This window comes from Vibrio sp. Isolate22 (assembly GCF_022398115.1).
Classification (GTDB): Bacteria; Pseudomonadota; Gammaproteobacteria; order Enterobacterales; family Vibrionaceae; genus Vibrio.
Genome location: NZ_JAKEUW010000013.1, coordinates 56,373 through 77,031, shown reverse-complemented (window position 1 = coordinate 77,031; position 20,659 = coordinate 56,373). Strand labels below are relative to the sequence as shown.

Below are 20,659 nucleotides of genomic sequence, written 5' to 3'. Positions count from 1 at the left end.
GCTATCATGACTAATCAATCACTAGTATTACAAGCAGTCGAGGCTGCACGTCCTCATTTTTCGACTATCGTTGCTGAGAACCAATCGGGTCTTGATACAGACTTAGAGCTGGAATATGTCGCATACATTCTGGAAAGCTTTGGTGAGTCGATTACCTCTAATATGGATGCGAACTCAGTGTATTGGAGCATACTGAACCAAGCGACCATTGGTTTGTCTGTTGAGGAAGGCTTGAATCACGGCACCTTTTTGTATCGTCACGATTATGTATCGAATTTCTTCGTGTTGGAATTCATGCCGACATACCACGGACTGATTCACTTAGCGTTCGAGTCAGGTGAAATGGCGCAAGTTACAGCGGATCAAGTTTTTAGCAATGACCAATTTGTCTATCATGGCTCTCGTTCACTGCCTGAGCATACTTCTCAAGGTGCCTATGCAAGTGGGGACTTACTATGTGCTTATGCTATTGGGGAGACACTGGGAGGGCATGTTTATTGTGAAGCACTATCCCGTGAAGAGTTGGATGAGATAGAGCTTATGGCGGCTATGAGTTTCAGTTCTAACCAGTCGGTTTGGAATACTGCATTTGTTGGTCAGATGCGTAAGAAATCTGCAATTCGTAGAATGATGCGCTTGTTGTTCAATCAACTCGGTTTCGATAAGCCTCATTACCGCAGTCGTATTAAAACGCTCATGAGCGTAGAAGATAATATGTGGACGAACATGAAATCCACCATGGACCAAGAGATCGCTCGTGGAAAGAAAGAGAAGCAATTATTAAGTTCAAACCAAAACAACGTTCCTGTTAACACCTTTGGACAGCCAATCAAGAACACCAATACTGTGTGTACTTCGAAGGTAGTTACACACACAGGTGAGTCTGCTGCTGATTTGATTAAGCGTGCAGGTTCCACTGATGGACCAAAAATGGAATTTATTCCTCCGGTTCAAGATGCAACAGAACAACCGTCAACTGATAACCCATCGCCAACCACTCTTGGTTCTGATGGCTTTATGGGCGGGTGGGGGTACTAATGACGAACACTGAAACTTACAACGAACCTGAGCGACTGCCTAGTGCGAATATCATCACGCAAGGGAAGAAGAATGTATTCCTCACTCATTCTGTAGTGAGTGGTCGCTCCAAAAAACTGATCTACAAAACTAAGCGCAGCGATACCGGCTCTGTCAAAGAAGTTGAGTGTACTCAAGAGCAGGCCGATGTGTATATCCACCAGCAAGTCGTGAAGAGTTTGCGAACACATCCTGATGACATTAACTTGCCACATATGTCTATGTTAGGTCTTCCCAAGGAATATAAGGCAGTGCGTGAAAGAGATGTACTGGTCCGTTTTCGTGTTCCCGAGGCGTCAATGTCTTGGATAGATAACGACATCCTCTCTGTTGACTCCACGACATGTTTCAATTCAGATTGCAGTTTTTTTCCTACTTCTGGCACAAGTAATTTTACCCTTGCTGTTCTGACCATTTACCCTGTGGATTCTGGATATTTTGCAACGTTGAAAACTGAACAAGGGTATACCGGTCTTCCTATGAGCCATTGGATGTCGTTAGTACCGATATGGCGAAAAACGATGGTGAAGACAGAAATTGCGATTCTGATTGACAGTGAAGCGCAATCTGATTTACCTGGTCTTGCAAAGATGGCGAATAAACGCGGGTTTACTTGCCTCGGAGCGATATCTGGTTTCTTCAATAAAGTAGAAGGCAGTTCTGAAGCTCTCCTTAGTCAGCTATCTGCCTGTAAGCTGTTTGCTGATGCTCGTGTCCCGGTTGAACCTACTATGGACGATGAGTTTGGGTTTGCCTTTTCCATGGCCACCAATTCTGTGTATCGATTCGATGCAAGACGCTCAATTTTACTGACCATCATTGATTTCGATTCAAGCACCAATACATGGGTACTTGGCTTTACTGATACCGGTGAGCGATTAACACAGATCCCTTATTCTTATGACGACTTCTTTACGATGGGTTACCAAATTGCTGTTGTGGCGAGTTTTCGTGAGCAAGAATTAGTGAAAGTCTTTAGCTATCAATTCCACTCTAGCTGGCTTGAAGAGTCCTCTTCAAGCCAGCTAGAGGCGACAGTTTAATATTCGATGCTGCACCTCAAAGCCAATCTCCCCCCGTTTTCTATTCTCGGCCCCTGTTTATGCCTACCTAACGCCAATATGGGGGGAGGGGGTGTTTTGTTGATTTAGTATCTACTCATCAAAGACAAGAAGGTGATAGATACATGAATACAACTAAAGTGCCGAGCACTCACTCTGATCACGACACACAACCTGTACCCAGTCAGTTAATTGAATCGATGGAACGCTTTGAATTTGATTCGATGACAGAAGCACAGGTAGAAACCGCTTTTGAATACCTAATGGAGCAAGTGTCGTAGAGTATATCTCCGGCATTTTACCCGTGTTCTAATCTGTCATCATGACAGAATAGTAAGAGATTTTGATTGTTTGGTGTGACTAGCTTCATTCTGGTTTGCTTTCATCTTGTTGGCATTACCACATTCTCAACACACCTGTTTGGTCACTACTACAACAAAATTTCTTTCTCATATATTGAAGCCTAACATTCAGTCAGTTCCCGCGTTTATGTATCGCAGAGCTGACTTTTCGTATGTTAGTGGTGGCTTCAAACCCATTACTCCTTACTCACGCCCGTTTATGAATTGCACAACATGGCCGATAAATACAATAGTAGGACGCGTCCTACTATTTTAAGTTGCTGTTTTTGTTGTGTTTTATTTTTTCCTCTATCGTTCCCCTATCTTTTGTAGAAAAGTACATCATTAGTTTAAAACTGTATCGTAAGTCGAATTTCAATGAATTTATCCAAAATTGACTTATTATATCTTTTCTTACCTTTAATATTGGTTCATACTAGCTTTCAAACAGGCCACTGGTGGATATTGCTATGGGAACAATGACAGAGAAACAGCTCAAGACGCTTGAATTAGTTGACGAACTTGGGGACGGAGGTGCTAAATTCTTGGAATTGCGCCGCGAAACAAATGAAAAGCAACCTCGTTCTTTCACACAAGCTGAGGCATTGAAGTACCTCGAATGTTCTCAAAAGGTATTGACCGATTTAACGAAAGCGTTAGGTATCGATCCTAAACGCTATGCTGAGGTTGGTATTCAGTACTACCTGACTCTTGAAGAGCTGTACTTGATCCGCGATAACATGCCGAATACCACCGTTCTTAAGAAAAGACACAAACCATTCCAAAGAACAGCGAAACAAAAGACGCAGATTATTGCCGTTCAAAACCAAAAGGGCGGGGTATCTAAAACGTCACTGGCCAATGCAATAGCGACAGGTTTGTCGATTAACTATCATGTTGGTTACAAGATCTGTCTTATTGATATGGATGGTCAGTCAACCCTGACGAGTTTCTACCCTCCAGTTCATAAACACGAAACCAAACACATAGAGCGAAATGGTGCTAAGTATATTTCAGACGCTCGCACCAGCATTGGCGACTTGATGGCACTTGATCCAAATACAGACACGTTTCAGGACGAGGTTCGTAACGCCGTTTCAGATACGCTCATCCCCAATCTGAAAATTATCCCTGCGTCTCAGTCCGATAGAGACTCGGAATCTTTGAGTGCCAGTAACCAATTAGCGGGACAGAACGTTGACCCTACAACCCGTTTGAAAAACATCTTAGATGCTCTCGACGGTGAGTTTGACATTATCCTAATTGATACGCCGCCTTCATTGGGCTTTGCTACGTTGAACAGCTACTTCGCTGCGACTAGCGTGTTGATTCCGTGTAAGGCGGAACATAATGATACCGATGCGACCTGCGCCTACTTTCAATATCTGGATAGCATCATTGGTAACTTCATTGCTAAAGGTCATCAAGGCTACGATTTTGCGAAGATTGTCATTTCTAATTGGAAGGGCAGTGACTCGGAACTGGACATTTTCAATGCTCTAGTCAGTCAGTTTGGTGATGCAGTGTTGTCGACCAAAATGAAACACAGTGAAGCCGTAAAACGTTGTGCGTCTGAGCATAGCAGTGTTTTCGAATTCTCTAGGTCAATGGACAGTAAGAAAGGCAAAGCGTTAGAAGCGGCACAGGCGAACTGTAAAGAAGTCGTGGCCGACATTCATAAGCTGATAACGGACGTTTGGAAACAACAGGACAAAGGTGAGGAGCAATAATCATGGCCAATAACCGTCTAAAGAAAATCGCTGCAGCTAACGCTGCTAAGGCCGCACAAGAATCACCTTCAATCACTGAACCTGAAGTGGAGAGTGTGTCGAGCTCACAACGCAAGCCCCAAGCCTTCATGGGTGGTAATGAGCGCGAAACCACTATGACCTTAGCACAGGGGAAGTTGGCTTCCATTGAAGCTTCGCTAAAGGAGGGCGGCATTAGTCTTCAAGAGTTTTTAACTGAGACTAAGAAGCTGGACTTTACGCAAACAGGTCGTGAGATTAAGTCCATTGATGGTACAAGCTACCGCGCTATCCAACGTACCTTGTCATACGATGAGATTATGACTTTGGTTAGGATTGACGTGGACAACGTTCGTGAACAGTCGAGCCGCAATACGATTCAACTCAACAAGATGAGTGATGAAATCGAGTTCGGTATGCAAATTTCACCTGTACTTGCTTACCAAGGTCAAGATGGCCTGATCTATGTCGTGGATGGCTCATGTCGTACTGATATTGCCATGGATAAAAAAGTGGGGCTGGACTTTGAAATATTAGATCAAATCCCAACACCTGAAACCATTACCTGGCTGGTGGCGTCGTCTGACATCAAAACGTCTTTCAATTACTACGAAAAGGGCAAGCTCTATTCTCGTTTGATGGAAGTGAATGATTGGTCGGCGTACAAATTAGAGAAAGAACGTCTATACGAAAAATCAGACATCTCACTCTCCCTCGCTATCTACTCGATGCCTGACAGTCTGAAGAGTCTGTTTTCAAACTATGCCTTTAGTAGCCGAGATGCCAAGTTCCTTCGTAAATTGATCGGCACGGTTTCAGAGAGTGAAGATAAGCAAAGTTCCTTCACGAAATGGATTGACGAAAACCGCTCAGAATTCGAAGCCATGAATGCAGAGGAAGTGAACAAAGAGCTTATTGCACGGTTGAAAGATTGGAGTCCTGTTTCTCCTAAATCGGGAGGCATTAATAAGGAACCTCAATCGTGGGCAAAGAATGGGAAGGTATCGGTATCATTCCAAGTCGTGAGTAAAACAAAGTCGAAAATTGAACTGAACAATGCAACGCCTGAGCAGATTGCTCAATTAGAAGAGTTCAGCAAAACTTTGTTTGGTTAGGGCGGTTTTTGGGTAGTAGGACGCGTCCTACTATAAACTCAGTGGCATAATTATCTCTTGATGCTGGTGGTCAAGCAGCCATGTAATGAAAGGGCTGTTGTCTTGGGGCAATACAGTTTGTACACAAAGCCAAGATTGGGATAATAAAGTTTGTACAGTAGTTATTAAGGCCAAGTAAAACATGGTGTTAGAGGTATGACTTACCGCAAGGTGTAGACAGAACCAAAGGGTGCAGCAAACCGATTACTCCTATTAGTGTACAAACTATATTGTACCAACTACCGTAACTATCTGATTTACTGTCCCGTTATGTACAAACTTTATTATGCGAGAACAGTAACAAGCAATAAAACAGACAAATAATCATTAAAATTAAACACCAACTATAAAATATAGTTGCTTATAAATCAGTAATTTAAACAGGCTTAGACATGAATCATCTACCACTACAATCCATATTAGATTTGCAACCTGGAGATATAATCTTCTCTAAAGGCACAAGCAAGCATGGCCGATTGATTGGCAAATTTGCTAATGTAGCAAACGCTCAGTTTTCCCATGTATCACTCTATTTAGGTGATGGCTTGGTATTCGAAACTATTGGTAACATTTCAAAAAGGGAAAAGCGCTCCCTTAAAAAGCAGAGCAATGGAACTGATCTAAAGTATCTATTAAGTCAGAGTAACTTAAAGAAGGCTTTGATAAGCAAGTCGCCAAACATTCTTGATACAGGTGGCAGTGGTATTCGATTACTGGAAGTCTCCCTAAGTGGCATTTCTAAAAACCATGATATATGCGTTGCTCGTGCCGGAGTAAGTTTCTCACAATCGGAATTGTTCAAACATTGCCAACCTCTCCAGGGGGTTAGCTATTCAATTGTTGGTGCTTTCATTGCTGGTTACAGTGGAAACCTGGATAGAAAATCATTCGAAATCTTTGATCGGCATATTAATGGCGAAAGCGAACTCCACAAGAACATTGCGAAGATAAGCTTACGAACACTTAAAGGGGCTCGAAAGAAATCAGAAAAGGCTAAGTCAAAATACAACCTTCACAAACTCGGTAAAGGTAATAACCGGTATTGCAGTACACTGGCTATTGTTACGCTGGATGAATACTGTAAGAGTATGTTTAGCGAAAATCACAAAATTCTTAGTAACCCTTCAATTCTGCTAACCCAACTAGCGCCCAACGATCTATTATCAGAGTGCTATCAGGACTCTGGATTCACCACATACAAGATCTCCTATTCAGCGCTACCCTCATCAATCAAGCAGAACGCGGTCTAATCACTAGTCTATGTGTTCGATTATATAGATAACAAAAAATCACAAACCCTAGTGTTCTCGCACAATAAAGTTTGTTCCAAGACAGCTGTGCTATAACACGATACGAAATCGACTCTGCGGTCTATTGTGGATTCAAAAAAAAGCTCCCGTGATGGGAGCTTTCGATAACGATAAGTTATTGATTAAGAGCGTCTTGTAACTGCCCTAATACAAATGCCTTATCTTCTTCACTCTTTAAGTCTAGGGCTTCAATAAACCCTACACTGTTAATGAGTTCCTGCAATTTAACTTTATCCAAAGTTGGGCCAATTAACTCAAGGATATTGTGTAACATATCGACTTGAGCGTAAGGACCATATCCCCGACCCAATTCATGAGAATGGTCGATGAGGGAGTCTGTAAATGAGTTCATAGGTGAGCTTACGGCAGCATAGCTCAACTTTTAGCAACAAGTCGTGATTTACTGAGTGTCTGTCCATTAAGAGGATCGACACCGTGCCACAACATAAACTAGAACAAGCCATTGCCGCGTTTGATCACTGGCGCCAAAACCGAACTAAACGCACTCACACTCCTAACGAACTTCGACAATTGGCCGTTGAATTAGCAGACAGTCACTCCCATAATCACATTGCTACTGCGTTGAGGATTAACGCTCGACAACTCAAGATTTGGTGTGACCATGCTGCTGTCAATTCCACCGCCCCCTCTGACTTTATGTCATTGCCTATCGAACACGAATTTGAGCCTAATACAGAGCATCGTTTGAGCATTGAAATGACGCTACCAAACTCAAGTCAAATTCGTATTAGCGGAGAGCTGTCACTTCATCTGCTCCAAACCTTGCTGCAAGATGTGGGGGCATTAGCATGATCCATCTAACTGCGCAGACCCAAATCCTTCTGGCCATTAAGCCTGCCGATTTTCGTTGTGGAATTGATGGCTTTGTCGCCCTCTGTCGTCATCAGCTCAAACAAGAGCCACGTAGCGGTACCCTGTTTGTGTTCACCAATCGACGCCGAACCATGTTAAGGGCGCTATGCTACGATGGTTCCGGATACTGGTTGATGAGTAAGCGCCTGACCAAAGGGCGCTTTCAAGATTGGCCGAGGAAATCTCAAGAGACGATCACGCCTTTAGTCGCTAGGCAATTGAAAGCCCTGCTGACAGGGCTGCCAGGCTGGCAAAGAGTGTGAACAAACGCACAGTCTACGGGTTCAAACAAACGATCGTTTCGATCGAGTTGACCGATCATGCTGAGCTGAAATAATGAGATACATCATCAGAGCACATTAGCCGACAGGATAGAAAGTGGCGCAAGAGTTTACCGACATAGATAGCGAAGAGTTGGATGGACTTATCCAGCGAGTGCAGGAGGCGAAAGAGCATGACCTGGCACTGAGCGCGGAAGATTGTCATATCCTGTTGAAAGCATTAAAAACGCTGGCGGCCTTACAAGAGCGCTTATCTGATAACGATATTACCTTGCATAAACTGCGTAAACTGGTGGGGATGGTCAGATCGTCAGAGACCATGGATACCCTGCTTGGCCAGAAAGCCAAGAAGAAAAAAAAACGTGGTCAAAAACGGTCCAAACCTAAAGCGACTCAACCTGATGTGCCGGTAAAAACAAGAGTTACTCAGCACAAATTAACCGACCTAAGGAAAGGCGATGCATGCCCGGACTGCCATCAAGGCAAGCTGTATAAGTATGAGCCAGCTACCTTGCTGCGTATCACGGGGCAAAGCCCATTCGTAGCTGAGCAGCATGTTATGGAACGCTTGCGCTGCAATGCGTGCGGTCAGTACTTCACGGCGACATTGCCTGATGATGTCGTTGAGGATGGAGGGCCGAGTCAGAAATACGGTTACAGTGCTCGCACTTTAATGGCTCTGCATAAGTTTTTTGCTGGTGCGCCTTATTATCGCCAAGAAAGCATGCAGGCTCTGATGGGAGTAAAGCTTACAGCGTCAACCATTTTTGACCAAGTTGAGTTGGTAGCCAATAGCTTACAACCCGTTTATAACCTGCTTAGAATTTTTGCAGCCAACGCCGAGCATTACTACTTAGACGACACGAGTAATCGAATCTTAGACAAAGTCCCAATCGAAAAACCGCAACGCAATAGCACCAAAATGCGAGAGCGCACCGGCGTTTACAGTACGGGTTTAGTCGCTGGGTTAAAAGGCGGGCACAATGTGGTGTTATACAAAACGAACATTGGGCATGCGGGCGAGTTCATTGACGAGTTGCTGAGCGAGCGCGGTAAAACGCTATCTACTCCCATATTGATGAGCGATGCCTTATCCAGCAATCGCCCATCTCTTGGTTATGAAGTCCAACACTGTCTGTGCAATAGTCACGGGCGGCGGCAGTTCGCGGAAGTGCTTCACTCATTCCCAACCGAAGTTGAACAGGTATTAACGTGGTATGGAATGATCTGGGATAACGATCATGAGGCCAAAGTCTTGAGACTCAGCAGTAAGCAGCGACTTGCGTGGCATAAGAAAGTATCTCTTCCGGTGATGGAGCAGATCCGTGAATGGGGAGAGACAGAACTTAATAGAGGGCGTGTTGAAGAAAATAGTGGTCTTGGCAAAGCGATTGGATACTTCAATAAACACTATGACGGGCTTAGCGCGTTCTGCCACATCGAAGGGGCTCCGATAGACAATAACAAAGCGGAGCAAGCCCTCAAACTGGTCGCCAGAAACCGTAAGAATGCGATGTTCCATAAAACTCAAGCTGGCGCCAGTATTGCTGATGTGGTGATGGGAATGATAGCGACGTCAGCCGAAGCCGGTATCAACGTCTTGGATTACTTCAATACGCTGCAGCGTAAACAAGGTGAAGTAAAGGCGAACCCACAGCAGTTCCTACCTTGGAATTACCTATCTAATATCTAACCAAGAAATGCTCCTGCTTCGTCTGAAGCCAACTCTGCGCACCGATGTAAGCTATCTTCCCGTAAGCTCACGTTCATAGTAACTCCATACTTGGTGTTCTACCGTACAAAGACAGGTAGGTTGGCGGGTTAGTGTGGTTACTTAGTTTCGGTAACTACAATGTCAGTTCCTGAAAACGAAACAGTGAACTTCAGATTGTTGAGGTTTTGCTTCATGCCAGAGTCCCTGAACGCTTCATCAAGCACTTTTTCAATCAACACTTCAGGGCTTGACGCTCTGAGGTTGCTGTACAACTTCTCAAGCAGATAATTGTCGTGGTCTTTGTCACTTTCACAAAAACATCCCCATTCATCATCGTAATCGGCATAGATCCCTAGTGCGGTCGATAAATCTTCTTTTTCTGGAATAATCAACGTTCCATAATCAAATTCATCACCTGACACAACTACGGCATCCATTTCTATTACTACCTGTCCATATTCACCTTTCAGAGTGTATTGGTCGCACAGAACGATAGGTATTGAATACTTGCCATTGAGTGTGGCCACCGAAGTAGGGTTAACCAATTCGATACTGACATCGAGTTCACTCACTTCACGGATTTCACACTGGTGGATCCAATGGTCTGCATGCAAGCCCCTCACGTCGACAAACAACACATTTTCTAAATACATCAGGTAGTTGATGTTGATGGTTTCGTCTTCACTATCATGCTCCGGGAGCGCAAAGAGTAAAGATGATTCCACTTCAGCGCGAGACATCGGCTGTTTAAGTTGGCTATGTTCTACGCCGTCATATCCAGCGAGTCCAAGCTCGTAACTTTTGCTTTCCCCAATCTCTCGCTTCGTTAAATAGTCAACGGTGTTGAGAACTTGAGGGGCATAGTTCACGGCTTTTCTCCATAGTAAACGGTCGAACGCAAACGACTGGCCAAGACGTTTCAGCTCTTTTTGGAGGAACTGCATCATCAGGGTTTGAACACTCGTTCGAATTAATTGCTTGACAGTTGCTGCATCTAACAATTCAGCTCGATCAGGCATTCTTGCTTTTACATCGTCGTTCAAGTGAACGATATGATGAGGGTTTAACTGGTTTGAACTGGTGACCGCATTGGTGCTAGAAATCAGTGCGCCTTGCAGGTATGCCAGCCAAGATAAACCGTTGTGTTTAGTGTCAAAATAGATACTCCCGTATTCGAATTTGTGCTCGATGTATTGGATCGAACTTTCTAAAGTCATTCTTGAGTGATGTTTAAACATCAGTACTCCATTAAGAACGACGTCAATGTCATAGCCTTCACCAATTCGATCAACCTCACGGTCATATTTGCTAGAAGTTAAATAGCCAAATAAAGTGTCGGAAATGCCTTCCATTAGAATCAATGTACCTTTACCGAGTGGGCTATCTTCGATTTCTATAGATTCACCTGAAACGATGTCTTCAGTACTTGCTGAGAGCCTTTGATGCTGACTTTGAATCGTGATGTGTTCGCACGCAAACAAAGTGCTTAAAAAGCCCATACCATATGGGTTGCATTTAGCCACATCGCTTGACCAACCGGATTCTGCAACCGACAGAAGCTTTTGCATGTCAGTGATACCTGAACCATCGTCCAGTACGGTTAAGTTCGCACGGCCATTTTCTACTGAAGTCGTGAAGGAAATGGTTGTGGCGTTGGCGCGAGAGGCGTTCTGAATCAATTCATTGATCACTTTTCCGGTGTTGGAAAAAATGGCACCAAGGTTCGCGAGAAAATTGGATTCGTTAATTTTGATTTGAACTGATTTGTTTGAGTTAGTCATAGTCTTATCCTCGTTACAGGGTAGGTAATGAATCTGCGAAGTACTGGGTGAGCACAACACAAGGGGTTACAAGCCGGTTAAAAGTGCGTTCAACGAGACATCAATGTCTGAAGGAGCATTTGACCGGGAAGGTTCATCCGGTGGGATGAGGCTCGTTGTCATTGTTGGACAATGAGGTTGGTTCGTTGCTGGTGGAAGTACCAGGTGCTAACAGGGGGTTAGACTCTGTGTTTGTGAATAGTAAACGTTAGCCAAAGGGTAATGCCTGCTGAAGCCCAAGAGAGTAGGGTGATCAACAAAACATGACGCCATGTTTTACAGAATTCGACCACATCATGGAATGCAGAAGGGAACTCTGTGCCACGAACAACAAGAACAGGGTGAATACAGAAATAAACCGTCGCTAAACCAAATAATATGGTGAACAGAGTGCTTAATTTCATGGATAGTTCCTCACGGGTAGGTGATATCGCAGGTACACAAAAAACACCCAAGGGTGTGTTGAACCGTTGATTGGGGTTAATTACGGGTAGTAATGCGAGTGAGTAACTCTTGTTGGTGTCAAAGTGCATTGACAGTAAGGGACATGCAAAGCATGGGAGAATTGGAAGCTCTCCAGCTTGGAGAAAACGATCACTAATACTAGTGATGATGTTTTCGGGTTGAACCGTATCAATCTAGCGTATGGGGCTGAAATAAATGGCAATTAACGAATCCAAAATACATGTTTCGAGCACTCGTTCAGTGGGTTACGTACTAAGTGGGGGGAGATTGCTAGGCCAGGTATGGGAAACGTCGTATATTGAATTCAACGAATAGCCTGGGAGCAACAATGGAGAATGAAGTAAAGCGGGTAAAATGGCATAGCCATGGATGTCGTGAGCTGATTGATGTGATGAGTTCATTGTCTCTCAGTGACATCCAATATCTGTGTGAGCAGCCAAGCCCAGTCACCACTGAATTTATTGACGAGTTCGCTCATTCAAAATGTTATGTCTTGTGCGAGGGTTTGATTGTGGCTGGAGAACGTAGCCGGTTACCGATTCGAGGTGTGATTCTGTCTGAGTATGGCGTTGACCTTCATTACCTCAATGCTTTTGATATTGAAGGGCAAACGATATATATCGATGCCTATGGCCTATTTACACGTATTGAAGATATCTCAAGGCGCTATCAGATCGACGAAGCAAACATGACGGTTTTTGAGTTCGACTTTTATGGACTACAGTGCCGAAACCCTGACATGCCAGTCGTCGTCCTTCGGGAAACATTAGATGCGCTTAGACATGGTATTGGTTCTCCCGTGGACTACGTTCGCTTTAGAGACAATGCTTGTCGTCACTTGTTATTGAATATTCAAAATGAAATTAACTAGGAGGGAAGTATGTTAGCTCAGTATTTTGATCGTATAGATGAAAGCATCGACGCGTTGCTGGCCACCGACTTAACAGAGACTCAGAAAAAAGCGATCTTGGCGTTGGTGAAAGACTCTAGCGAAGAGGTGTTGGCCTCATACAACAGAGCGGTTCGAGCAGAAACCAAAGTCAATGTTATGAAGACGAAGTATGACACGATCTGTTTGAGTGCGATGGATACCGCGAGTGGGGTGCATTAAAAAAGGCCACTGTGAAAGTGGCCAAGCTGTGTTGTTTGCTTGTTTTATTGGTTTTGTTACTCCGATTGTTGCGAAGCCAGCCTGTTCATTTCATCGACGGACATTAGCTTAACGACAAGAGAATCTGGTAACTGACCATGCACACTAGCTGCAGGTAGCACCACTTTCCCTTCAGAGTTCAATATCTGGATCATGTTGTTGTTATATTTTTCTATAGCAGCAAAATCATAACCCTGAGATTTAAGAGCCGAAAACGCTTTACCAAACGGGTAAAACACAATGGGGTGTTGGCTCAATGACGTTTCACTTTGTTTGTCGATCACCATCATGGCATAAGCCATTACCCCTGATAGGACCATTAACCACACTACGATGATCTTCGGCAATAGATTTGACGTCTTACTTTCCGTTTGCGTTTGCGTTTGCGTTGGCGTTGCTTCAATCACGGTCGGTTCTTCGTCGCCTTTAGGTTCGTCGGGCATTGTTGGTTTTGATGCCTTCTCAATGAGTTGTTCAAGCTCCTGACTGGAATTCGACGCCTCAGTTGGTTGGTCATTTTTCTTTTCATTATCACCAGTGGCCATATTAGATCTCCTTAAACGTCAGTTTTAAAGGGGCTTGAAGTAGGAAGGTCACTTCTTGCATTGCTGGTACGTCAACGGTTGGCCAGATTTCTTCCAACATTTTTACGTAGTATTCCGAAATGCGGTCCAAAGATGAGGCGCCGCCTTGGAGTACTGCCGAGGTGCCTAGTGTCCCTAGATCGGGTGTTTGAAAGCCTGTTCCGTCAGAGTTGATGTCGACACCCGGCACCCTTGATGGGGCAATACCTTGTGCCAGTCCAGAAAAGAAACCCGCCCACATGGAGCCTTTCAATACTTCACCGTTTCGAGCAACTAACGTGCCTGGAATCCCTGCCTGACCGTCAGAGCCAGTAGCAAAGCCTTGCGCCGCTGCTTCTGCAGTGAGTCCGTCCTCATCGATGCAGACCACTTTTTCTAGTCTCATGTAGGCTCTGCGGTCTGACAATTGACCAATGCCGGATAATAGTGCCTGACAGTCTCTTAGGTCAGCACGATAACCATTTGGCAATAGTGCATCTGTCTTGATTCGCATGACCGCCGGAAGGGGCTCTCTCGCTGAACCAATACTGGTTGGAGCTTGCATGCCTGATAGCAAAGTGCCGGTTACAAGGCTGGTGGTTGGCAATGAAATTGAATACCCTTTTTGCTCAGGTTTTTGCTGATAGTTCTTCAAGGCAGCAGCCAACTCCATTTCTTTTTGATTCAATGCCTCACGTTTTTGCGCCTCTGACATTTCATCTTCATCGACCAGTTGGTTCGCTTCTACTAAGGTTTTTACACGCCCGTCTTGCAACAAAATCGCATCATTCCCTTCATCGACACTTCGAATGCCTGCAAGCGCTGGGGGAGGGGAGCTGCGCAACTGGCTCACTTGTTGGTTCGGCACGCCATTAGCATCGACAGTGATTTCCGTTGCGTTCCCGTGTCGATCTACAACGACTTGGCGGCCTTGTCGGATTTGGTTCGGATCATAGTTGGTTCTTTCCAATTGGCGTTTGCCTGACTTCCATTCGGCAATCTCAGCATCTTGATCTGCCATTTTTTGACGAAGACCATCGACCTCTTGTTTTAACTGGTCGTACTGGTAATTGTCATTGCGTGCCGACGACTTTTTATCGATAGCCGAAATTTCAACTAAGGCGTCACGAACTCCGTCAACGTCTTCCCTCTCTAGTTGGGTACGTGTGCTCGAAGGCATGAACACTTTTTCGATTTTATTCGCGTCTGCGTTCGGTCGTTGAATTTTGCCCGGATGAATAAATTGCATCGCAACATAGGCGGCAGGAACAATACAGACGCCAATTACCCCATATCGGAAATTTTTGTTGGTTTCCCAAAGTTCTTGAAAGTTGATCTTCATGGTTCACCTCGATTAATCCAGAAGTGATGGACGTTCATTGCGAGAATGCATACGTTGGTAGTACAGTCGGTCGCGCAATACATATACTTCGGTTTTTTCTGATGGCTTTAAGGTCGCTTTGTTTAAGATACCCGTCGCGATCACGTCATCATCTACCCAGCAATCCTGCTCTCGCAAAACCACATTGCGATTCGAAACGTTTTCAACCAATACAATGTCAACGATTCGTCGAGACGATATTAAACGTTGTTTCGTCTCTGCATATGTTCCAAACCGACAAGGACGTAACGCGTCTCGCGGAATGTTGGTCTGCAAGTCAAAACCTGTAGGTGTTGCTTTTCCTGCCGTTTGCGCAAACAGTTTGTTGATACCCTCGACGTATGCAGATGACTTAACTTCAGGATCACTGGCAATGGCCAATGCAGATTCCATATCTTGAATGCGTTTTTCTTGCTCAATTTTATCCTGTTCTTTTGACGCCAATACGCGGTTCACTTTTGCTTGTAATGCTTTGTTGTATCGGACATCGACTTGTACCATTGCAGGCATGACATCAAGTGGCCAAATCGTTAAGTTTACTTGGGTTTCAGGCACCCCTTTTTCGAACATAATGATATTAAAAGGGGCATCGTTGTTAGATGTGAAATAGATAAAGCTACCATCCACTTTCATGACCACATTGGGATCTGAACTGCGAATGTTAATTTCTTTGAAAGAGGTGCGAATACTGTTGAGAATGTACTTTGCTGCAGGCAACGTAATATTGTCTGAAGGGCGTAGTTTGTACTTCTGAACTGGCTTAAACTTTTTCGCCATTTGTCGCTGCATACGTTCGAATGCAGTCAGAGAAGGTTTCGGTGGTATGGCCGCTGATGGTGTTGCGACAATCACGTTCTTGTCTGATTGGGTGACTCTTCCAAATTCATCGACGGAATTTGTGCTGACAATAGGCTGCTTGGCAGCTGGGTCATTGACAGGAGTGAATTGACTTAATGACTCTTGCTTATCGGTCGGTAAAGATTTGACTACTTGGTCAACCATTGCCGCAACAGCCGCTTTATTTTCTGGTTGCGTTGTTTGTCGCTCCACTTTAGAGCCAACAGGTTCAATAGGGATGACGTTTTGGTTTGCCATTGCACCGAATGATAACGTGGCACAAATCAAGGTCGTATATCTGGCAAGTTGATGTGAATTTTTCATAACGGGACCTACTTGTCTTGCTTGCGTTCGATACGATTGCGTTCTATCTGCGGAGCGCCTTCGTATTGGTCAATGGACTGCATTTTTGGACTACCGTGTGCATTGGCAATCTTGAGTTCGTATGTCCAACGTACTGCACGGCGTTCATTGCTTTTATTGCCGCGTTTCTTTCGCTCGGTAAGCTTACGCTCGCCGTAAACAATCACTTTGTCGTATTTGTTGTCGTAGAAGACATCTAATACGTTGAACTCTTGCACTTGGTCCCTGATGTCTAAAGCTTTCACATGACTGATCACTTGCTCATTCAATGCTTCGTAATCTCGAATGGAGAGCATTGGCTTGAGCGTATCTAAGACAATATCCACATTACGGACATTCACGTTACCAAGCATGCTGGCAATGAATATGCCCCACTGCTTTTTGTAACCTGAGTTGGCTTTGTTGCCGATCATGACAATTTCTTCAGAGAAATTAGGCGGGGTAACAACGGTGATGGGTTTCACTGTCATTACCTTAAACGCTAGAAACGCGCAGATAATGATGGACAGCCCCATCATTTTTGTCATTTTGTTACTGTGGTCGATGGCTGCTTGCCAAGAACGTTGGACATTCGAATCTGAATCATGCTCCAGTTCAGACTCATCCTGCCCCTTTTTTTTGCGGTTAAATATATTCATAGCAAACCTCAAACTTTTGCTAAAACAACACATAGAATTTAAAAACGGAACGCTACAAAGAGTTAGCGAAAATAAGTACGGTTAAATGCTTCTGGAAACGATTTACGGGATTTAAAGTTAATGATTCCAGCCCACCACAACATGTGTTTGAGCCGACCTTTGGGATAGTTATCTTTGACCCATGAATAGGCGAGAGCGAGAAGAATGGCGATTCCACCGATAAGTAACAGGTTCTTGCTGATGTGTCCGATAGCGATACCGACAAGCAAAATCCCCGCTGTATCCGACTCCATTCCGATCACCGATTGTTTGTCGTTTACTCGAAGTGGCACATAGGTTTGATTGTTCGGTAGTTGAGGACGAGCATCATTATTGATGTCTAACTTACTCATATGACCCCCTTATGTACTTCTGGGCCTCTTCTATAAGGCCCAGAGACATCTGTTGTTTTATACCGGAAGACCGGCAGTTAGCATGGTAGTGATAATGGTTTGAAGTTGCGCCAGCACCAGCATGATGATGACAGAAACACCAAGACCGATAAGGTTTGGTCGAACCATTGAGAAGATGATGATCCCTGCGAAAGAACAGAACGCGATAATTTGTCCAGGAACACCTTCAGCAAAGCTCACTAGTTCATCAAATAAGCCTTGGAACGCATCACCACCTGAACCGGCAATGGCCGAGACGGTAAAAAACATAAGCGCGAATGTAATTAAGCCGAGGTATGTCGTCTTTGAATCTACTTTTTGTACATCATTGACGTTGATTGTGTTTTGCATAGAAATATCTCCAATAATTCCGGTAAATACCTTTTAAGTAGGCCCTTGAATCATTGCAGGTAACCTAATTTTGAATTCCAAATAGTGAGCCGTTTTTTTAGGTTTAATTGTTTTTTTACATAAGCACCTGTTATTTATGCTTATTTTTATGTGACAAAATCTTGATTTATCCAAAATCTCATTGTTGACAATCAATATGCTTTATTGAGTTCCATGCATCTACCAACTGTGACTTTCATATTTCAGGCGGATGACGGGTTCTGAGTACAGAGCTGCAGCCAGAATAGAAAGGGCTTCGATGGCGATGATTTCAACCACCAGCGATACCAAACGGGGGGAGGTTTCTAGGTACTCCGAGGAGGGGACGTTACTATCAATAGACAGCGTTTTTGCCGAGGAGAAGAATCATCTTAATTTTCGGCATGGATACCTCTTCCGTAGTCGCGAAGCGCGAATGGAGGGGAGGAAATGCCGCTCCTCGTTAGACATTTAACCTTATTTACACTCACAAGAATTGGTGTATTTTTGTGAGTTATGAAAGAAAGAGCTTACAAATACCGCATTTACCCAACCCCTGAGCAAGTAACCTTACTTGAGCAGACGTTCGGCTGTACGCGATTTGTTTACAACTCTATTCTTCGTTGGCGTACTGACGCTTACTACAATGACCAAACCAAGATTATCTACAACAAAGCATCAAGCTACCTGACTGAACTCAAGAAAAACCCTGAGTTTCCTTGGTTGAATGATGTCTCTTGCGTACCTCTTCAACAATCGTTACGTCATCAACAAGTCGCATTTAAGAACTTCTTTGAGGGGCGAGCTAAATACCCAACCTTTAAAAAGAAGCGCTCTAAACAATCTGTTGAGTTCACCAAATCCGCCTTTAAGTACCGTGACGGGCAACTATTTATTGCCAAGTCCAAACAACCGCTTAATGTGCGCTGGAGTCGTGAACTACCAAGCGAACCTACCACTATCACAATCAGCAAAGACAGTGCGGGTCGCTATTTTGTTTCTTATACGGACCAAAAATGGGCAAATTTTTTACACGTGAGTGAGTGAAAGTGCGATTTCATTACGTTTCAATGAGCCTAGCCTACTGGTGAGTGTATAAAAAAACTGATAGAAAAAAATTTGTGAAATAATCGCAAAATATCGGTATATTTCCGACACATCATTACCAAAACAGATCTTAGCACTATGTTCCATATTGCACTGTTCACACCCAAGATTGCTGCAAACGCAGGCAACATTATTAGATTGGCATCTAACAATGGTTGTCATTTACACCTCATAGAGCCGCTGGGTTTTGATTTAGAGGAAAAAAAATTGCGTCGTGCGGCATTAGACTATCGAGATCTTGTAAGAGTAACTGTTCACCCAGACTACGATTCATTTCTTTCTGAGATGGGGGAGCGTAGGATTTTTGCTTTGACGACCAAGGGATCACGACCTCATGATGAGCCGCGTTATCAAGAAGGCGATGTTCTTTTATTTGGTGCCGAGACTTCAGGCCTTCCAGATGATGTACGCAATGCTATTTCAGAAGAGCAGCGCATACGTATCCCAATGCTACCCGATGCAAGAAGTATGAACCTCTCGAATTCTGTTGCTGTTGTTACCTATGAAGCTTGGCACCAACTAGGTTTTCCTGACGGTAGTTGATAGATGTGAATCATTAAACAAATAGAATTTTTGTATATTAGCCCATGCGTGGACTTATCAATGTGTGATGAAGGGTGCCATTGGCACTCACAGCACGTCTCTGAACAAAAATTTGCCAGTGACTTAGCTGCATTAGTAATTCATGAATAACTATAAATATGCGAAACCGCTATGTTTGATACCCCGCTTTGTTGGAGCAGATCAGCTTGAAATTAGGAGATAACCATCTTACTCAAGCGCTCGTGAATGAAACGGGAACTGCAGGTCTCCATCACTATTGTTCTCCCTCCGCGATCCAGTCGCCCTGAAGTTGTTTCTCCATCAAGCATCTGGCATCAACCATGTTGGCAGGCACATTTGAGAGCGGGAAAGCACGCGGCCAGACACCGCCTCGGTAAGTTCCACCCTCTACCCTGCCGTAGGTTTCTTGGTAGGTTGTTGGTAGCGCAGGACTGCTTTCATACGCTAACCATAGCCGGAGCAGCAACCTCTTGTCTTCAGCAGTACTCGATGTGTCAGTAAATTCAGAACGCGCGTGTAGCAGGCGATGATTGTCCATCAGCAGCAAATCACCCGTTTCAAGCGACAGGTCCAATGATTGGCCTTTTTGCTCTAAGTAACGGTCCAACATGTTCATCGCTTGGCGTTGGTCAGCGGTGAGTCGGGGTGCATCGGGAAATCGCTGAGAGCCTTCAATGAAGCGTCGCACATAACGCGAAACGAAATTTCCATTCGAAGAGGAAAAAGGGGCCAGCATCGTCCACCCTCGCTCACCCTCTTGAGCGTCATCTCGCTTGTCAAACGGATACGGCTGGGTAAGAAGACGCGCTAGATTGGGATGAGAGCGTTGTAACTGATCAAACGCGGAAACCGCGCTGACCAACCGAGTTTCTCCACCATGACGGGCTGGATGGATACACAACAAAGCCAATAAGTCACACCGATCGGAATGGAAGGGTAACGCCGCGCGACTTTCATACCCTCGTTGTGTGGGTTGCGAGATATCACTGTGTTTATCGGTCACGTGTCCAATGAAGTCAAATTTATTACTTTGTGACACGGGTGCCCCAAATAAAAAGCCAACATTCAGCATCTCTTTTTCACATTGATTTAAACAAACGCGATCGACAGGGAGCCCTTTAATTAATATGAATCCGCGACCTTTTAAAACATCATCAATATATTTCTTATGATACTTTAATGAAGAGAACCCGTCCTTATCGTCTTTAATAGTTAGAATCCAATCTTCTACTTCACGGAGTTCCACCCCTTTCCAATTTAGGCCCTTTAGTCTATTCACTTTATATCCTTATAACTTTGTAGCTGTAACGCACTGTTTTAAAGGAATATTTATCACTTAATTCTCATGTATAACATTAGACTAAAGTCTATATTTTTAATTATTAATATGCTCATTAGCAATTAATCACCAA

At 44.2% G+C, this 20,659-nt stretch carries 23 protein-coding genes; 13 read left to right on the top strand and 10 right to left on the bottom strand.

Features of this window, described 5'->3' with window-relative positions; translation table 11 throughout:
- Nucleotides 1–6 precede the first annotated feature (6 nt).
- The 6 genes from L1D55_RS09895 (at nt 7) to L1D55_RS09870 (ending at nt 6,631) form a co-directional block, all read left to right on the top strand.
- A complete protein-coding gene (locus L1D55_RS09895) occupies nt 7–1,038 on the top strand; it encodes a recombinase RecT (protein ID WP_239917311.1) in 1,032 nt (343 codons plus the stop codon).
- Entirely contained in the window at nt 1,038–2,120 is a 1,083-nt protein-coding gene (locus L1D55_RS09890) for a hypothetical protein (protein WP_239917310.1), read from the top strand. Before L1D55_RS09895 ends, L1D55_RS09890 begins: the two co-directional genes overlap by 1 nt.
- A gap of 143 nt (nt 2,121–2,263) precedes the next feature.
- Nucleotides 2,264–2,419: a hypothetical protein gene (locus L1D55_RS09885; RefSeq protein WP_154724030.1), complete on the top strand. Its 156-nt coding sequence runs from the start codon at nt 2,264–2,266 to the stop codon at nt 2,417–2,419.
- Between the two features lie 530 nt (nt 2,420–2,949).
- Complete coding sequence (locus L1D55_RS09880; protein ID WP_081230251.1) at nt 2,950–4,209, top strand: ParA family protein; 1,260 nt, start codon at nt 2,950–2,952, stop codon at nt 4,207–4,209.
- Between the two features lie 2 nt (nt 4,210–4,211).
- Nucleotides 4,212–5,342 (top strand): hypothetical protein, encoded by a 1,131-nt coding sequence (locus L1D55_RS09875; RefSeq protein WP_239917309.1) that lies wholly within the window; start codon nt 4,212–4,214, stop codon nt 5,340–5,342.
- A 431-nt stretch (nt 5,343–5,773) separates the two neighbouring features.
- Nucleotides 5,774–6,631: a hypothetical protein gene (locus tag L1D55_RS09870; protein WP_239917308.1), complete on the top strand. Its 858-nt coding sequence runs from the start codon at nt 5,774–5,776 to the stop codon at nt 6,629–6,631.
- Between the two features lie 175 nt (nt 6,632–6,806).
- Here L1D55_RS09870 and L1D55_RS09865 read toward each other — a convergent pair whose 3' ends face one another.
- Nucleotides 6,807–7,043 (bottom strand): hypothetical protein, encoded by a 237-nt coding sequence (locus L1D55_RS09865; protein ID WP_086714996.1) that lies wholly within the window; start codon nt 7,041–7,043, stop codon nt 6,807–6,809.
- A gap of 83 nt (nt 7,044–7,126) precedes the next feature.
- Here L1D55_RS09865 and L1D55_RS09860 point away from each other — a divergent pair, with 83 nt between their 5' ends.
- The 3 genes from L1D55_RS09860 (at nt 7,127) to L1D55_RS09850 (ending at nt 9,538) form a co-directional block, all read left to right on the top strand.
- Nucleotides 7,127–7,504, top strand: a complete 378-nt coding sequence (locus tag L1D55_RS09860; protein ID WP_225480831.1) for a hypothetical protein — start codon at nt 7,127–7,129, stop codon at nt 7,502–7,504.
- Nucleotides 7,501–7,827, top strand: coding sequence for an IS66 family insertion sequence element accessory protein TnpB (gene tnpB, locus L1D55_RS09855; protein WP_188046902.1), 327 nt, complete (start codon nt 7,501–7,503; stop codon nt 7,825–7,827). Before L1D55_RS09860 ends, tnpB begins: the two co-directional genes overlap by 4 nt.
- 115 nt (nt 7,828–7,942) lie before the next feature.
- A complete protein-coding gene (locus L1D55_RS09850) occupies nt 7,943–9,538 on the top strand; it encodes an IS66 family transposase (RefSeq protein ID WP_239917307.1) in 1,596 nt (531 codons plus the stop codon).
- 137 nt (nt 9,539–9,675) lie between these two features.
- Here the strand turns inward: L1D55_RS09850 and L1D55_RS09845 are convergent, their stop codons facing one another.
- Together L1D55_RS09845 and L1D55_RS09840 are read right to left on the bottom strand one after the other, a co-directional pair.
- Nucleotides 9,676–11,340, bottom strand: coding sequence for an ATP-binding protein (locus L1D55_RS09845; RefSeq protein WP_239917306.1), 1,665 nt, complete (start codon nt 11,338–11,340; stop codon nt 9,676–9,678).
- Nucleotides 11,341–11,558: 218 nt separating this feature from the next.
- Complete coding sequence (locus L1D55_RS09840; RefSeq protein WP_081230246.1) at nt 11,559–11,783, bottom strand: hypothetical protein; 225 nt, start codon at nt 11,781–11,783, stop codon at nt 11,559–11,561.
- Nucleotides 11,784–12,172: 389 nt separating this feature from the next.
- On the opposite strand from L1D55_RS09840, the gene L1D55_RS09835 reads away from it, so the two are divergent.
- Both L1D55_RS09835 and L1D55_RS09830 read left to right on the top strand, forming a co-directional pair.
- Nucleotides 12,173–12,715 (top strand): hypothetical protein, encoded by a 543-nt coding sequence (locus tag L1D55_RS09835; RefSeq protein WP_239917305.1) that lies wholly within the window; start codon nt 12,173–12,175, stop codon nt 12,713–12,715.
- 9 nt (nt 12,716–12,724) lie between these two features.
- Nucleotides 12,725–12,955 carry a hypothetical protein gene (locus tag L1D55_RS09830; protein ID WP_239917304.1) on the top strand — a complete coding sequence of 77 codons (231 nt, stop codon included), beginning with the start codon at nt 12,725–12,727 and terminating at the stop codon, nt 12,953–12,955.
- 56 nt (nt 12,956–13,011) lie between these two features.
- On the opposite strand, the gene L1D55_RS09825 is transcribed toward L1D55_RS09830, so the two are convergent.
- From L1D55_RS09825 to L1D55_RS09800, 6 genes are all read right to left on the bottom strand, one after another.
- Nucleotides 13,012–13,539, bottom strand: coding sequence for a hypothetical protein (locus L1D55_RS09825; protein WP_239917303.1), 528 nt, complete (start codon nt 13,537–13,539; stop codon nt 13,012–13,014).
- Between the two features lies 1 nt (nt 13,540).
- Nucleotides 13,541–14,899 carry a TraB/VirB10 family protein gene (locus tag L1D55_RS09820; protein ID WP_239917302.1) on the bottom strand — a complete coding sequence of 453 codons (1,359 nt, stop codon included), beginning with the start codon at nt 14,897–14,899 and terminating at the stop codon, nt 13,541–13,543.
- A gap of 12 nt (nt 14,900–14,911) precedes the next feature.
- Nucleotides 14,912–16,099, bottom strand: coding sequence for a type-F conjugative transfer system secretin TraK (locus tag L1D55_RS09815; protein ID WP_239917301.1), 1,188 nt, complete (start codon nt 16,097–16,099; stop codon nt 14,912–14,914).
- Between the two features lie 8 nt (nt 16,100–16,107).
- On the bottom strand, nt 16,108–16,776 hold the full coding sequence (locus tag L1D55_RS09810; protein WP_239917300.1) for a type IV conjugative transfer system protein TraE: 669 nt from the start codon (nt 16,774–16,776) through the stop codon (nt 16,108–16,110).
- A 62-nt stretch (nt 16,777–16,838) separates the two neighbouring features.
- On the bottom strand, nt 16,839–17,168 hold the full coding sequence (locus L1D55_RS09805) for a type IV conjugative transfer system protein TraL (RefSeq protein ID WP_081230239.1): 330 nt from the start codon (nt 17,166–17,168) through the stop codon (nt 16,839–16,841).
- A 57-nt stretch (nt 17,169–17,225) separates the two neighbouring features.
- Nucleotides 17,226–17,558, bottom strand: a complete 333-nt coding sequence (locus tag L1D55_RS09800; RefSeq protein ID WP_081230238.1) for a hypothetical protein — start codon at nt 17,556–17,558, stop codon at nt 17,226–17,228.
- A gap of 534 nt (nt 17,559–18,092) precedes the next feature.
- Between L1D55_RS09800 and L1D55_RS09795 the strand changes: the two genes are divergently transcribed.
- The gene (locus tag L1D55_RS09795; RefSeq protein ID WP_239917299.1) at nt 18,093–18,623 is read left to right on the top strand and encodes an RNA-guided endonuclease TnpB family protein; all 531 of its coding nucleotides are present in this window, start codon (nt 18,093–18,095) and stop codon (nt 18,621–18,623) included.
- A gap of 138 nt (nt 18,624–18,761) precedes the next feature.
- Nucleotides 18,762–19,226, top strand: coding sequence for a tRNA (cytidine(34)-2'-O)-methyltransferase (locus L1D55_RS09790; protein ID WP_239917298.1), 465 nt, complete (start codon nt 18,762–18,764; stop codon nt 19,224–19,226).
- Nucleotides 19,227–19,500: 274 nt separating this feature from the next.
- On the opposite strand, the gene L1D55_RS09785 is transcribed toward L1D55_RS09790, so the two are convergent.
- On the bottom strand, nt 19,501–20,493 hold the full coding sequence (locus tag L1D55_RS09785) for a TauD/TfdA family dioxygenase (protein WP_239917297.1): 993 nt from the start codon (nt 20,491–20,493) through the stop codon (nt 19,501–19,503).
- Nucleotides 20,494–20,659: the final 166 nt, after the last annotated feature.